Genomic DNA, 13,552 nt, shown 5'->3' with positions numbered 1-13,552 from the left:
ACAACGCAGCCGGGATGAGGGAAAAAACCAGGCTATTTACTGAAGCAAAAGTCATGCGCCTCATGAAATACCTTGATTTATTGCGATATACAAGTCTGTTATCGATTACTGAAGAAGTTACTTAGAAAACTTATATTTATTGGTTCTCGGCGACGGGCCGTGGAAGCGCCGGGCGCCGCTGATCATCGGGGGGCCGGACCTGAAGGGCGCGGCCGGGTGCGACGACCGGACGTTCGTCGGGGGCGTCCTCTGGATCCAGCGCCGCGGCTGGCCTCGACGCGATCCGCCGGAGGCTCCGAGCGGAACGGCGTGCTTCGTCGGTTCGGCTGCCGGAACCGGAGAGGGGGGTGGCGGCGGATCTCCGGGGCGCTGTCGGACGATCCCGGCTTCGAAGACCCGATCGTGGATGCCACCATCGCGCGCGCCCGCCGGCCTTCGGTCGGCGCCGGGGGCCGGCGATCGAGCCGCGTCCGACCCGGCGCTCGGACGTTCGCGCGGCCGGCGGAGCAGTCGGATCCATTTCGCCTTGCACGGCCCAGGCTGCCCGGTTGTGCTTCACCCTCGGCGCGGGCCGGAGGGGCGGTGCGCCTCAGGCCGAGAGCCTGATCACCGACCTTCGGGTCGACATCGTCACGGCCGATGCGGCCTGGGACAGGGATCGCCTGCGCGAAGCCCGTCGCCGGCATCGTCCCAGGACTCGAACCACTGCCCACGCGGCCTGAAGCGCCCGACGATGCAGCTTCACGGGCTCGAGCCGGCCCAGGCATCCAAACCCGTCTTCGCCGCGGCGAGACGGAACACGCCCGTCAGCGCCACCCGAGCAGCACGAGGTAGCCGGAATAGGTGAGGGCGGTGGCCATCAGGGCGAGCGCGGTCGGATCCATGGCGGGCGGGTACCGGGGGGAGTCCCGCGCGGCCATCCCGCGATCCGTCGCTGCGGCGGGATGCCCTGGCGCGGGCGGACGCTCAGGCGGCCTGCATCAGCACGAAGTCGTCGGGCACCGCGTCGGTGTGGACGTCGAACTGCGCCAGCAGCGCCGTGCCGAAGCTGGTGGAGATCGCGACGTCGGTGGCGTCGCGGCCGCGCGCGATGACGATGCGGCCGATCCGGCGCGCGTCGTGGCGGGCGTCGAAGGTGTACCAGCGGCCGCCGTTCGGGCCGTTCAGGTAGACCTCGAACCAGGCGGAGAAGTCCATCGGGTTGATGTCGACCGGCACGCCGATGTCGCCGAGATAGCCGGTGCAGTAGCGCGCCGGGATGTTCATGCAGCGGCACAGGGCGACGGCGAGGTGCGCGTAGTCGCGGCAGACGCCGACCTGCTGGTTGTAGCCGTCGAAGGCCGAGCGGGTGGCGTCGGCGAGCTGGTAGTCGAAGCGGATGCGCTGGTGCACCCAGGTGACGATCGCCTGCACCCGGGCCCAGCCCTCTTGCGTGTTGCCGAACAGCGACCACGCGATGCCGGAGAGCTTGTCGGTCTCGCAATAGCGCGAGCCCAGCAGGAACACGAGCACGTCGTCGGACAGGTCCGGCACCGCGAATTGCTGCGCCGTCGGCTCGTAGGCGTCGAGCTCGCCGCTGTCGACGATCAGGAAGTCGGCCGACACCGTGATGCGCCCGCCCGGCGACAGCAGCCGCACGCAGGTGTTGCCGAACCCGTCGGTGTAGGTCCGCATCGGCACCGGCGGATCGACCCGCATCGCGTCGGAGGTGAGCAGGTCGATCGCCCGCGAGGGGTGGACGTTGAGCTGGTAGGTGAGCGCCGTCGGGCCGAACGTGTCGTAGCCGATCGTGTAGCCGGTCCGGATCTTCATGGGGCGCTCCGCCGCGAGGAGGAAAGACTTTCCAAATACCGGTAGAGGTGAATGTTCCTCATGCGGAAGTGCCGGAACGAGCATTCGGCGCTCAAAGAGTCGGCAAATGGCGCGGAACCGTCATTCGAGGCTCCCGAAACGTCGGGTGCGTGCCGGCCGGCGGCCGGAACGCGTCGTCGCCGAGGGGTGTAGTGGGCGTCGGTTCACTCCGCCGCGGCCTCGTAGCTGTCGGGGGCCGGGCAGGAGCACATCAGGTTGCGGTCGCCGTAGGCGTTGTCGACGCGGTTGACCGGCGGCCAGTACTTGTCGATGCCGCGCGCGCCCGACGGGAAGCAGGCCGCCTCCCGCGAATAGGGCCGCTCCCAGGCGCCGATCAGGTCCTGGACCGTGTGCGGCGCGTGCTTGAGGGGGTTGTCCGCCCGGTCCGCGCGGCCCTCCTCGATGGCGCGGATCTCGTCGCGGATCGCCAGCATCGCGTCGCAGAAGCGATCGATCTCGGCCTGGGTCTCGGATTCGGTCGGCTCGATCATCAGCGTGCCGGCCACCGGCCAGCTCATGGTCGGCGGGTGGAAGCCGCAATCGATCAGGCGCTTGGCGATGTCCTCGACCGTGATGCCGGCGCTCTTCTGGAAGGGGCGCACGTCGACGATGCACTCGTGCGCGACCCGGCCGTTGGCGCCGGCGTAGAGGATCGGGTAGGCGCGGCCGAGCCGGGCGGCGATGTAGTTGGCGTTGAGGATCGCGACGCGGGTCGCCTGGGCGAGGCCGCGCCCGCCCATCATCAGGCAGTAGCTCCAGGAGATCGGCAGGATCGAGGCCGAGCCGTAGGGGGCCGCCGAGACCGCCCCCTCCTCGCCCGAGCGCGGATCGGAGGGCAGGAACGGGATCAGGTGCGCCTTGACGCCGATCGGCCCCATGCCGGGCCCGCCGCCGCCGTGCGGGATGCAGAAGGTCTTGTGCAGGTTGAGGTGGCTGACGTCGGCGCCGATGTCGCCGGGCCGGGCCAGCCCGACCAGCGCGTTGAGGTTGGCGCCGTCGAGGTAGACCTGGCCGCCATGGGCGTGGACGACGTCGCAGAGCTCGCGCACCCGCACCTCGAACACCCCGTGGGTCGAGGGGTAGGTGATCATGCAGGCCGCGAGGTTGTCGGAATGCCGCTCCGCCTTGGCGCGGAAATCCGCGACGTCGATGTTGCCGTTCGCGTCGGCGCCGACGACCACCACGCTCATCCCGCACATCTGCGCCGAGGCCGGGTTGGTGCCGTGGGCCGAGGACGGGATCAGGCAGATCGTCCGGTGCGCCGCGCCGCGGGAGAGGTGGTAGCGCCGGATCGCGAGCAGCCCGGCATACTCGCCCTGCGCGCCGGAATTCGGCTGCATCGAGATCGCGTCGTAGCCGGTGATCGCGCACAGCTTCCCGGACAGGTCGCCGATGAGCTCGTGATACCCGGCGGCCTGATCGGCCGGCACGAACGGATGGATCTCCGAGAATTCCGGCCAGGAGATCGGCAGCATCTCGGCGGTGGCGTTGAGCTTCATCGTGCAGGAGCCGAGCGGGATCATCGCCCGGTCGAGCGCCAGGTCGCGGTCGGCGAGGCGGCGCATGTAGCGCGTCATCTCGCTCTCGGCCCGGTTCATGTGGAAGATCGGGTGCGTGAGGTAGGCGGAGGTGCGGACCAGGCCGTCCGGCAGCCGGGACGCGGGCCAGGCCTCGTCGTAGATCGGATCCGTCGCCCCGAAGGCGCGCCAGACCGCCTGCAGGATGTCGGGGCGGGTGCGCTCGTCCACCGTGATGCCGATCCGGTCGTCGCCGACCTTGCGCAGGTTCACCCCGTTGGCGACCGCCTGGGCCAGGATCACGCCCTGGAACGCCCCGACCCGGACGGTGATCGTGTCGAAGAAGTGCTCGGGCTCGACCGTGAAGCCCAACGCCGCGAGCCCCTGGGCGAGGCGCACCGCGTCGCGGTGGACGCGCTGGGCGATGGCCTTCAGCCCGGCGGGGCCGTGGAACACCGCGTACATCGAGGCGATGACCGCGAGCAGCACCTGCGCGGTGCAGATGTTCGAGGTCGCCTTCTCCCGGCGGATGTGCTGCTCGCGGGTCTGCAGCGCGAGGCGGTAGGCAGGGCGTCCGTGGGCGTCGACCGAGACGCCGACGAGGCGCCCGGGCAGCGCGCGCTTGTGCGCGTCGCGGGTCGCCATGTAGGCGGCGTGCGGGCCGCCGAACCCCATCGGCACGCCGTAGCGCTGCATCGAGCCGATCGCGATGTCGGCGCCCATCTCGCCGGGCGACCTCAGCAGCGTCAGGGCCAGCGGATCGGCCGCGACCGCGGCGATGGCGCCGGCCGCGTGCAGGGCCGCGATCGGCCCCGAGACGTCGTGGATCGCGCCGCAGACGCCGGGATACTGGAAGATCGCCCCGAAGACCGCTTCCGGGTCGAGGTCGGCGAGGGGATCGCCGACGACGATGCGCCAGCCCATCGGCGCGGCGCGCGTCCGCAGCACCGCGATGGTCTGGGGCAGGCAGTCGCGGTCGACGAAGAAGGCCTCGGCCTTCGAGCTGGCGACGCGGCGGGCCATGCCCATCGCCTCGGCGGCGGCTGTGGCCTCGTCCAGCAGCGAGGCGTTGGCGACGTCGAGGCCGGTGAGGTCGCAGACCAGCGTCTGGAAGTTGATCAGCGCCTCGAGCCGTCCCTGGCTGATCTCCGGCTGGTAGGGCGAGTAGGCGGTGTACCAGGCCGGGTTCTCGAAGATGTTGCGCTGGATCGCCGGCGGCATCGTCGTGCCGTGGTAGCCCTGGCCGATCAGCGAGACGAGGACCCGGTTGCGGTCGGCGATCTCGCGCATCCGCTCGATCGCCCGGCGCTCGGTCAGCGCGGGGCCGAAGGCGAGGTCGTCCGCGAGCGGCCGCGCCTGCCGGATGTCGGGGGGCAGGGTGTCGTCGATCAGCGCCTCCAGGCTCGGGGCCGCGACCACCGAGAGCATCGCGTCGATCTCGGCATGGGTCGGGCCGATGTGGCGGCGGTTGGCGAAGTCGTAGGGGTCGTAATGCGCGGTCATGGCGGCATCCCGGCTTGGAAGGGCGATAAGGCCGCCGGCGCGTCGGCGCCGGCGGCTGAGCATCGGAGGCGGCTACTTCGGCAGGGCGGCGTAGGCGGCCTCGTCCATTAGCCCGTCCATCTCGGACGGGTCGTCGAGGCGCAGGCGGTAGAGCCAGCCGGCCCCTTGCGGATCGGTGCCGACGGCGGCCGGGTCGCCCGCCGCCGCGTCGTTGACCGCGACGACCTCGCCCGAGAGCGGGGCGTAGACGTCCGAGGCCGCCTTGACCGATTCGACGACGGCCGCCGCCTCGCCCTTCGACAGCTTGGCGCCGACCTTCGGCAGCTCGATGAAGACGAGGTCGCCGAGTTGCTCGGCGGCATGCGCCGTGATGCCGACGGTGACGACCTCGCCCTCCGCCCTCAGCCACTCGTGCGCGTCGGTGAATCGCAGCATGGTCTTGCTCCTGACGGGATGTTTCAGATGCGGCCGCGCTTGAACCCGGCCGGGACGAAGGGGAGGGGGACGACCCGAACCGGCAGGCGCTGGCCGCGGACCTCGGCGAAGACGCGGGTGCCGTCGGTCCCGAGCGCGACGGGCAGCATCGCCATCGCCGCCGGCGCGCCGAGGCTCGGGCCGAAGCCGCCGGAGGTGACGGTGCCGACGGGCTCGGTGCCGGCCTCCTCGGCAAACAGCGGTGCCCCCGCCCGCACCGGGCTGCGCCCCTCCGGGCGCAGGCCGACGCGGCGGCGGGACGGGCCGGCGGCGATCTCGGCGAGGATCCGGGCGTCGCCCGGGAAGCCGCCGGCGCGCGCGCCGCCGATGCGGCGCACGGACGGGATCGCCCAGGCCAGGCCGGCTTCGACCGGCGAGGTGTCGGGGCCGATATCGGCGCCGTGCAGGCACAGGCCGGCTTCGAGCCGAAGCGAATCGCGGGCGCCGAGCCCGATCGGCATCACCGCCGCGTCCGCGAGCAGGGCCTCGGCGACGGCCTCGGCGGCGACGTCCGGCAGCGAGATCTCGAAGCCGTCCTCGCCGGTGTAGCCGGAGCGGGTCACGAGGCAGGCATGCCCGAGGATCGGAACCTCCGCCGCATCCATGAAGCGCATCGCCGCGACCTGCGGGGCGATGCGCGCCAGGGCGGCTTCCGCCTTCGGGCCCTGGAGCGCGATCAGCGCGCGGTCGAGCGCCGTCGCCGTAACCGCGGCGGGAAGGTAGGCCCGGAGATGGGCGAGGTCGGCCGCCTTGTTGGCGGCGTTGACCACCAGCACCAGCCGGTCGCCGAGATTGGCCACCATCAGGTCGTCGCGGATGCCGCCGGCGGCGTCGGTCAGCAGGCCGTAGCGCTGCCGGCCGGGCTTCAGCCCGACGATGTCGGCCGGGATCAGGGCCTCGAGGGCGCGGGCGGCCTCGGCCGGGTCGTCCGCCGCGAGCGCGATCTGGCCCATGTGGGACACGTCGAACAGGCCGGCGTTCGCGCGGGTGTGAAGGTGCTCCTTCAGCAGCCCGGCGGGATAGTGCAACGGCATGTCGTAGCCGGAGAACGACACCATCCGCGCGCCGCGGCGCAGATGCAGGGCGTGCAGCGGGGTGCGCAGCAGGCCGGAAGCGCGGGGGGTGTCGACGGTCGCGAGGGGGTCCGCATGCATCTGGTGTTTCCACGACGACGAGCCGCCGAAGAACGCGGATGCGTTCCTCGGATGCCCCCATCTGTCGCGGTTACCTGAGAGCTTCCCCCGGACGCCGCGTCGGCGGTCTCCGAGGTTTCTCCTTCGGTGGGCGCCAGGTGGCGCCTCTCTCCAGATCGTCCAACGATACGGTGATTGTGCCTGAGAGTTTCCGGGGGTGGTTGCTCCGTCGGCGCCATGATCGGTCGTCGGACCGATCTGGGCTCTCCCGTATCGCTTTATGCGGACGCGGCCAGACTGGCATGCTGCGATGCGGCCAGCAAGCGCCGGCCGGACAACCTGCCCCTGACTGTCACGCTTTCCGCTGCCGGAAGGGGTGTCATCGGCCGAGGAATGTTCGCGCCGCCTTCGAAAACGCGATGGACGCCGCCGGCGCTTCCGGCGATACATCCTGCTAAAGATGCAGGGGAGGGTTGCGTTTGGCACAGGGCATCATCCTGTCCACGACCGGGTTGACCAAGGAGTTCAAGGGGTTCCGCGCCGTCAACGGCGTGACGCTCGAGGTTGTGCGCGGCACCATCCACGCGCTGATCGGCCCGAACGGCGCCGGCAAGACCACCTGCTTCAACCTTCTCACCAAGTTCCTCAGCCCCACGGCCGGCGCGATCCATTACAAGGGCCGCGACATCAGCCGCCTGCAGCCGGCCGACGTCGCCCGGCTCGGGCTGGTGCGCTCGTTCCAGATCTCGGCGGTGTTCCCCCACCTCACGGTGATGGAGAACGTCCGCATCGCGCTGCAGCGGCGCAAGCACGGCGACTCCTTCGACTTCTGGCGCGCCGAGACGGTGCTGCGCCGCCTCGATGCCGAGGCCCTGGACCTCGTCGACCAGGTCGGCCTGTCGGAATTCGCCGGCCACCAGGCGGTGGAGCTGTCCTACGGCCGCAAGCGCGCGCTCGAGATCGCCACCACCCTGGCGCTCGATCCCGAGATGCTGCTGCTCGACGAGCCGATGGCCGGGATGGGCCACGAGGACGTCGAGCGCACCGCGGCCCTGATCCGCCGGGTCGGCAAGGACCGCACCATCCTGATGGTCGAGCACAACCTGTCGGTGGTCGCCTCGCTCTCCGACCGGATCACCGTGCTGGCCCGCGGCCAGGTGCTGGCGGAGGGCGACTACGCCACCGTGTCGAAGGATCCGCGCGTGATCGAGGCGTATATCGGGGCCGGGCATGGCTGAGGCGGCGCTGAAGACCGTTCCGCGCGCGGGCTCGGACGCCCTGCTGGCGGTGCGCGGCCTGGAGGGCTGGTACGGCGAGAGCCACGTCCTGCACGGGATCGACCTCGACGTGCGGGCCGGCGAGGTGGTGACGCTGCTGGGCCGCAACGGCGCGGGCAAGACCACGACGCTGCGCGCCATCATCGGCATCCTGGCGCGCCGCGCCGGCTCGATCACCTACGAGGGCGTCGAGACGATCGGGATGGCCTCGCGCAACATCGCGCGGCTCGGCCTCGGCTACGTGCCGGAGGAGCGCGGAATCTTCGCGAGCCTCACGGTGGCCGAGAACCTGATGCTGCCGCCGATCGTGAAGCCGGGCGGCATGTCGGTGGCCGAGATCCACACCCTGTTCCCGAACCTCAAGGAGCGGGCCGGCAGCCAGGGCACCAAGCTCTCGGGCGGCGAGCAGCAGATGCTGGCCATCGGCCGCATCCTGCGCACCGGCGCCAAGCTGATCCTGCTGGACGAGCCGACCGAGGGGCTCGCCCCCGTCATCGTCCAGCAGATCGGCCGGACGATCCGGGAGCTGAAGGGCCGCGGCTACACCATCGTTCTCGTCGAGCAGAACTTCCGCTTCGCCCAGACGCTCGCCGACCGCCACGTGGTGATCGAGCAGGGGCGGGTGGTCGACGAGATCGCCAACGACGCGCTTGACGCCAATATCGACAAGCTCCACGCCTATCTCGGGGTCTGAAGACCTCGGGCATCGACGGACTTCTAGAGTCCTCATACGAAGAGAAACGCGACGCACGAGGCCGACGACGGACGGGCACTTGGCCCCGACGCGTAAAACGGCCGGCGCACCGAGGAGAACGGACCGGATGCTGAGACGAATGCTGCTTGCCGCCGCGCTGGGGACCCTGACGGCGGCGGCCGCGCAGGGTCAGACGCCGGTCAAGATCGGCGTGCTCACCGACCGCTCCGGCGTCTACGCCGACATCGCGGGCGAGGGCTCGCTCGTGGCCGCCCGGATGGCGGTCGAGGACTTCAAGGCCGCCGACAAGGGCCTCAAGGTCGAGGTCATCTCGGCCGACCACCAGAACAAGCCCGACGTCGGCTCGGCGATCGCGCGGCAATGGTACGACCGCGACGGCGTCGACATGATCATCGACGGCGTGACCTCCTCCGTGGCCCTGGCGATCAACCAGGTCACCAAGGAGAAGAACAGGACCTTCATCGACACCGGCGCCGGCACCGCCGACCTCACCGGCGTGCAATGCACCCCCAACACCGTGCACTGGGTCTACGACACGGTGGCGCTCGCCAACGGCACCGGCGGCGCCATGGTCAAGCGCGGCGGCGACACCTGGTTCTTCCTCACCGCCGACTACGTCTTCGGCCAGACGCTCCAGCGCGACACCACCGCGGTCGTCACCAAGAACGGCGGCAAGGTCGTCGGCTCGGTCAAGACCCCGTTCCCGACCGCCGACTTCTCCTCGTTCCTGCTGCAGGCACAGGGGTCGGGCGCCAAGGTGATCGGGCTCGCCAACGCCGGCGGCGACACCATCAACGCGATCAAGCAGGCCGGCGAGTTCGGCATCACCGAGGGCGGGCAGGCGCTGGCCGGCCTCCTCGTCTTCTCCTCCGACGTGCATTCGCTCGGCACCAAGGTGGCCCAGGGGCTCGTCCTGACCGAGCCGTTCTACTGGGACCTCACCGACGCCACCCGCGCCTTCTCGGACCGCTTCGCCAAGCAGATGGGCGGCAAGAAGCCCACCGCCAACCATGCCGGCGTCTACGCAGGCACGCTCCACTACCTCAAGGCGGTCGAGGCGCTGAAGGCGGCCTCCGACGGCGCCAAGGTCGTCGCCAGGATGAAGGACATGCCGACCGACGACCCGCTGTTCGGCAAGGGCACGATCCGCGTCGACGGGCGCAAGATCCACGACATGTACCTGTTCGAGGTCAAGAAGCCCGCCGAGTCCAAGGGCGAGTGGGACCTCTACAAGCTGCTGGCCACCATCCCCGGCAACGAGGTGTTCCGCCCGCTGAACGAGGGCGGCTGCCCCCTCGTGAAGGGCTGAGCGGTTGGCGTTCTCCCGCGGCGCACGGCGCGCCGCGGCGTCGGGGCAGACGATGGCTGGGTTGCGATGACCACGATCTTCGGCGTGCCGATGCAGGCGCTGTTCGGCCAGCTCCTGCTCGGGCTGATCAACGGCTCGTTCTACGCGATCCTCAGCCTGGGGCTGGCGATCATCTTCGGGCTTCTGAACATCATCAACTTCGCCCACGGGGCGCTGTACATGATGGGCGCCTTCGTCGCCTGGATGCTGCTCAACTACCTCGGGGTCAACTACTGGTGGGCGCTGGCCCTGGCACCGCTCCTCGTCGGCGCCTTCGGCATCGTGCTCGAGCGGGTGCTGATCGCGCGGCTGTACAAGCTCGACCACCTCTACGGCCTGCTGCTGACCTTCGGCATGGCGCTGATCATCCAGGGGCTGTTCCGCAACTACTACGGCGTCTCGGGCCTGCCCTACGCGATCCCGCCGGAACTCTCCGGCGGGCAGCGCCTGCCGTTCATGTTCCTGCCGAACTACCGCGCCTGGGTCGTGGTCGCGTCGCTGGCCGTGTGCCTGGCCACCTGGCTCGTCATCGAGAAGACCAAGCTCGGCTCGTACCTGCGCGCGGCGACCGAGAACCCGACCCTGGTCCAGGCCTTCGGCGTCAACGTGCCCCTGTTCCTGACCCTGACCTACGGCTTCGGCGTCGCGCTCGCGGGCTTCGCCGGGGTGCTCGCCGCGCCGATCTACTCGGTCAACCCGAACATGGGCGCCGACATCATCATCGTGGTCTTCGCCGTGGTGGTGATCGGCGGCATGGGCTCGATCCTCGGCTCGGTGATCACCGGGTTCGGCCTCGGGCTGATCGAGGGGCTGACCAAGGTGTTCTATCCCGAGGCCTCGGCCACCGTGATCTTCGTGATCATGGTGCTGGTGCTGCTGGTAAAGCCCGCCGGCCTGTTCGGGCGGGCGGCCTGATGCGCCAGCCCACGCCGACGAGCGCCGAGGCCGGCCCGCCCACGCGCGGTCGGCGGCAAGCGCGACCGCGCGTCGCCGCAGGTGCGGCGGACGCCATCGGCCGTTCACGGTCGATGGCCATCCAGACAGACGGATTCTGACATGGCCGACACCGCCGCCCTCGCTCCTGCGGACGCCGCCATCGCCCCGGTCATTTCCGAAGGCAGGGACGACCGCGCCCTGCACCGCAGGATCATGCTCGGCATCGCCGTGTTCCTCGCGGTGGCGCCGTTCGTGCTCTACCCCGTGTTCCTGATGAAGGTGCTGTGCTTCGGGCTGTTCGCGCTCGCGTTCAACCTGCTGCTCGGCTACGGCGGCCTGCTCTCCTTCGGGCACGCCGCGTATTTCGGGATGGCGAGCTATCTCTGCGCCTACGCGGCCAAGGTCTGGGGCCTGAGCCCGGAACTCGCGATCCTCTGCGGCACGCTGACGGCGGCGCTGCTCGGGCTGGTCTTCGGGGCGCTCGCGATCCGGCGCCAGGGCATCTACTTCTCGATGATCACGCTGGCGCTCGCGCAGATGGCGTTCTTCTTCTCGCTCCAGGCCAAGTTCACCGGCGGCGAGGACGGGATCCAGGCGGTGCCGCGCGGCGCCCTGTTCGGCACGATCAGCCTCGCCGACGACCGCGCGCTCTACGGCCTCGTGGCTCTGGTGTTCATGGGCGGCCTGCTGCTGATCTACCGCATCATCCACTCGCCGTTCGGGCAGGTGCTGAAGGCGATCCGCGACAACGAGCCCCGCGCGATCTCGCTCGGCTACCGGGTGAACCAGTACAAGCTCGCGGTGTTCGTGCTCTCGGCGACGCTCGCGGGGCTCGCCGGCTCCACCAAGGCGATCGTGTTCCAGCTCGCCTCCCTCACCGACGTGCACTGGGCGATGTCGGGCGAGGTGGTGCTGATGACGCTGGTCGGCGGCATGGGCACGGTGTTCGGGCCGATCATCGGCGCGCTGGTGATCGTCACGATGGAGACCTACCTCGCGCAGTTCGGCGCCTGGGTGACGATCATCCAGGGCGTGGTCTTCGTGCTCTGCGTGCTGCTGTTCCGCGAGGGCATCGTCGGCCTGATCGCGCGGATCACCCGGCGTCCGCTGTGACCCGGGCCGGCGGAGGCGCGGGGAGGGTGGGCGCATGAGCCCGTTCGAGACCGGGCTCGACCGCTCGGCCGCGAACTGCGCGGCGCTGACGCCCGTGAGCTTCCTGACGCGCGCCGCCGACGCCTTCGCCGACCGCTTGGCGGTGATCGACGGCGACCGGCGCCTGACCTACCGCGCGCTCGACGCCCGCTGCCGCCGCCTCGCCGCGGCGCTGGGGGGGCGCGGGATCGGCCGGCTCGACACGGTGGCGATCCTGGCCGGCAACGTGCCCGCGATGATCGAGGCGCACTTCGCCGTGCCTATGCTCGGCGCGGTGCTGAACCCGCTCAACACCCGCCTCGACGCCGCCACGCTCGCCGCCACGCTGACCCATGGCGGGGCGCGGGCGCTGATCGTCGACGCGCCGTTCCGGGCGCTCGCCGCCGAGGCGCTGGAGGCCGTCCCGAACCCGATCCTGGTGATCGCCGTGGACGACCCCGGGGGCGGCGGCCTCGCCTACGAGGACCTCGTCGCGGAGGGCGACCCGGACTTCGTCGGGCCGGGGCCGGACGACGAGTGGCAGTCGCTCTGCCTGCTCTACACCTCAGGCACCACCGGCGACCCGAAGGGCGCGGTCTACAGCCACCGCGGCGCCTACCTCCAGGCCCTCGGCAACGCGCTCACCTTCGGGCTCTCGCCGGGCAGCGTCTATCTCTGGACGCTGCCGATGTTCCATTGCAGCGGCTGGTCCTACCCCTGGGCGGTGGTGGCGGCCGGCGGCACCCAGGTCTGCCTGCACCGGGTCGAGCCGGCCGCGATCTACCGGGCGATCGCCGAGCACGGCGTCACGCATCTGTGCGGCGCGCCGATCGTGCTGTCGATGATCGTCAACGCCCCCGCGGAGGTGCGCAGGCCGTTCCCGCAGCGGGTGCGCTGCGCGACGGGCGGGGCCGCGCCGCCCTCGACCGTGATCGCCGCGATGGAGGCGGCAGGCTTCGCGGTGACCCACCTCTACGGCGCCACCGAAAGCTACGGCCCGGCGACGATCTGCGTGCCCGGCCCCGACTGGGACCGGTTGGAGCCCGGCGAGCGCCACCGCCGCATGGCCCGCCAGGGCGTGGCGCTGCCGACGGTCGAGGCGGTGCGCGTCGTCGATCCCGGAACGCTGGCGGCGGTGCCGCGGGACGGCGCCACGGTCGGCGAGATCGCCCTGCGCGGCAACACCGTGATGAAGGGCTACCTCAAGAACCCCGAGGCGACGGCGGCGACGCTCCGTGCCGGCTGGTACCTCTCGGGCGACCTCGCGGTGCAGCACCCCGACGGGCAGATCGAGATCAAGGACCGCGCCAAGGACATCATCATCTCCGGCGGCGAGAACATCTCCAGCCTGGAGATCGAGGAGGTCCTGACCCGCCACCCCGCGGTGATGCTCGCCGCCGTGGTCGCGCAGCCCGACGCCAAATGGGGCGAGAGCCCCTGCGCCTTCCTGGAGCTCAAGGCCGGCGCGACCGCGCCGAGCGAGGCCGAGATCGTCGCCTTCTGCCGGGCCGGCCTCGCCCGCTTCAAGGTGCCGAAGCGGATCGTGTTCGGCCCCCTGCCGAAGACCGCCACGGGCAAGATCCAGAAGTTCGTGCTGCGCGAGCAGGCCCGCGCGCCGTAGACGCGCGCCCCGGCAAGGCGTCGCTCCGGACACGATCGGATACACG

The 13,552-nt window shown here is 70.7% G+C and carries 10 protein-coding genes and 1 riboswitch; of the genes, 6 read left to right on the top strand and 4 right to left on the bottom strand.

Going from position 1 to position 13,552, the window contains the following annotated elements; all coding sequences use genetic code 11:
* Positions 1–966: 966 nt before the first annotated feature.
* From MKK64_RS16690 to gcvT, 4 genes are all read right to left on the bottom strand, one after another.
* Positions 967–1,812, bottom strand: coding sequence for a transglutaminase-like domain-containing protein (locus MKK64_RS16690; protein ID WP_243935996.1), 846 nt, complete (start codon positions 1,810–1,812; stop codon positions 967–969).
* Positions 1,813–2,015: 203 nt separating this feature from the next.
* Positions 2,016–4,871, bottom strand: coding sequence for an aminomethyl-transferring glycine dehydrogenase (gene gcvP, locus MKK64_RS16685; RefSeq protein WP_243935994.1), 2,856 nt, complete (start codon positions 4,869–4,871; stop codon positions 2,016–2,018).
* Positions 4,872–4,943: 72 nt separating this feature from the next.
* Positions 4,944–5,306, bottom strand: a complete 363-nt coding sequence (gene gcvH / locus MKK64_RS16680) for a glycine cleavage system protein GcvH (RefSeq protein ID WP_147725808.1) — start codon at positions 5,304–5,306, stop codon at positions 4,944–4,946.
* A gap of 23 nt (positions 5,307–5,329) precedes the next feature.
* On the bottom strand, positions 5,330–6,499 hold the full coding sequence (gene gcvT / locus MKK64_RS16675; protein ID WP_243935992.1) for a glycine cleavage system aminomethyltransferase GcvT: 1,170 nt from the start codon (positions 6,497–6,499) through the stop codon (positions 5,330–5,332).
* A gap of 158 nt (positions 6,500–6,657) precedes the next feature.
* A riboswitch (glycine riboswitch) is annotated at positions 6,658–6,759 on the bottom strand.
* A gap of 198 nt (positions 6,760–6,957) precedes the next feature.
* Here gcvT and MKK64_RS16670 point away from each other — a divergent pair.
* From MKK64_RS16670 to MKK64_RS16645, 6 genes are all read left to right on the top strand, one after another.
* Complete coding sequence (locus tag MKK64_RS16670) at positions 6,958–7,716, top strand: ABC transporter ATP-binding protein (RefSeq protein WP_243935990.1); 759 nt, start codon at positions 6,958–6,960, stop codon at positions 7,714–7,716.
* Positions 7,709–8,449 carry an ABC transporter ATP-binding protein gene (locus MKK64_RS16665; protein ID WP_147842722.1) on the top strand — a complete coding sequence of 247 codons (741 nt, stop codon included), beginning with the start codon at positions 7,709–7,711 and terminating at the stop codon, positions 8,447–8,449. The genes MKK64_RS16670 and MKK64_RS16665 overlap by 8 nt, the downstream gene beginning before the upstream one ends.
* Before the next feature lie 127 nt (positions 8,450–8,576).
* Entirely contained in the window at positions 8,577–9,779 is a 1,203-nt protein-coding gene (locus tag MKK64_RS16660) for an ABC transporter substrate-binding protein (RefSeq protein WP_147842723.1), read from the top strand.
* A gap of 66 nt (positions 9,780–9,845) precedes the next feature.
* Entirely contained in the window at positions 9,846–10,733 is an 888-nt protein-coding gene (locus MKK64_RS16655) for a branched-chain amino acid ABC transporter permease (protein WP_147728196.1), read from the top strand.
* A 141-nt stretch (positions 10,734–10,874) separates the two neighbouring features.
* The gene (locus MKK64_RS16650) at positions 10,875–11,867 is read left to right on the top strand and encodes a branched-chain amino acid ABC transporter permease (RefSeq protein WP_147728195.1); all 993 of its coding nucleotides are present in this window, start codon (positions 10,875–10,877) and stop codon (positions 11,865–11,867) included.
* Positions 11,868–11,901: 34 nt separating this feature from the next.
* Complete coding sequence (locus MKK64_RS16645; protein ID WP_243935989.1) at positions 11,902–13,506, top strand: AMP-binding protein; 1,605 nt, start codon at positions 11,902–11,904, stop codon at positions 13,504–13,506.
* Positions 13,507–13,552: the final 46 nt, after the last annotated feature.

Source organism: Methylobacterium sp. E-025 (assembly GCF_022829705.1).
In the GTDB taxonomy this organism is placed as follows: domain Bacteria; phylum Pseudomonadota; class Alphaproteobacteria; order Rhizobiales; family Beijerinckiaceae; genus Methylobacterium.
Note: the sequence above shows the minus strand (reverse complement) of the source record. Positions and strands in the feature narration are given on the sequence as shown.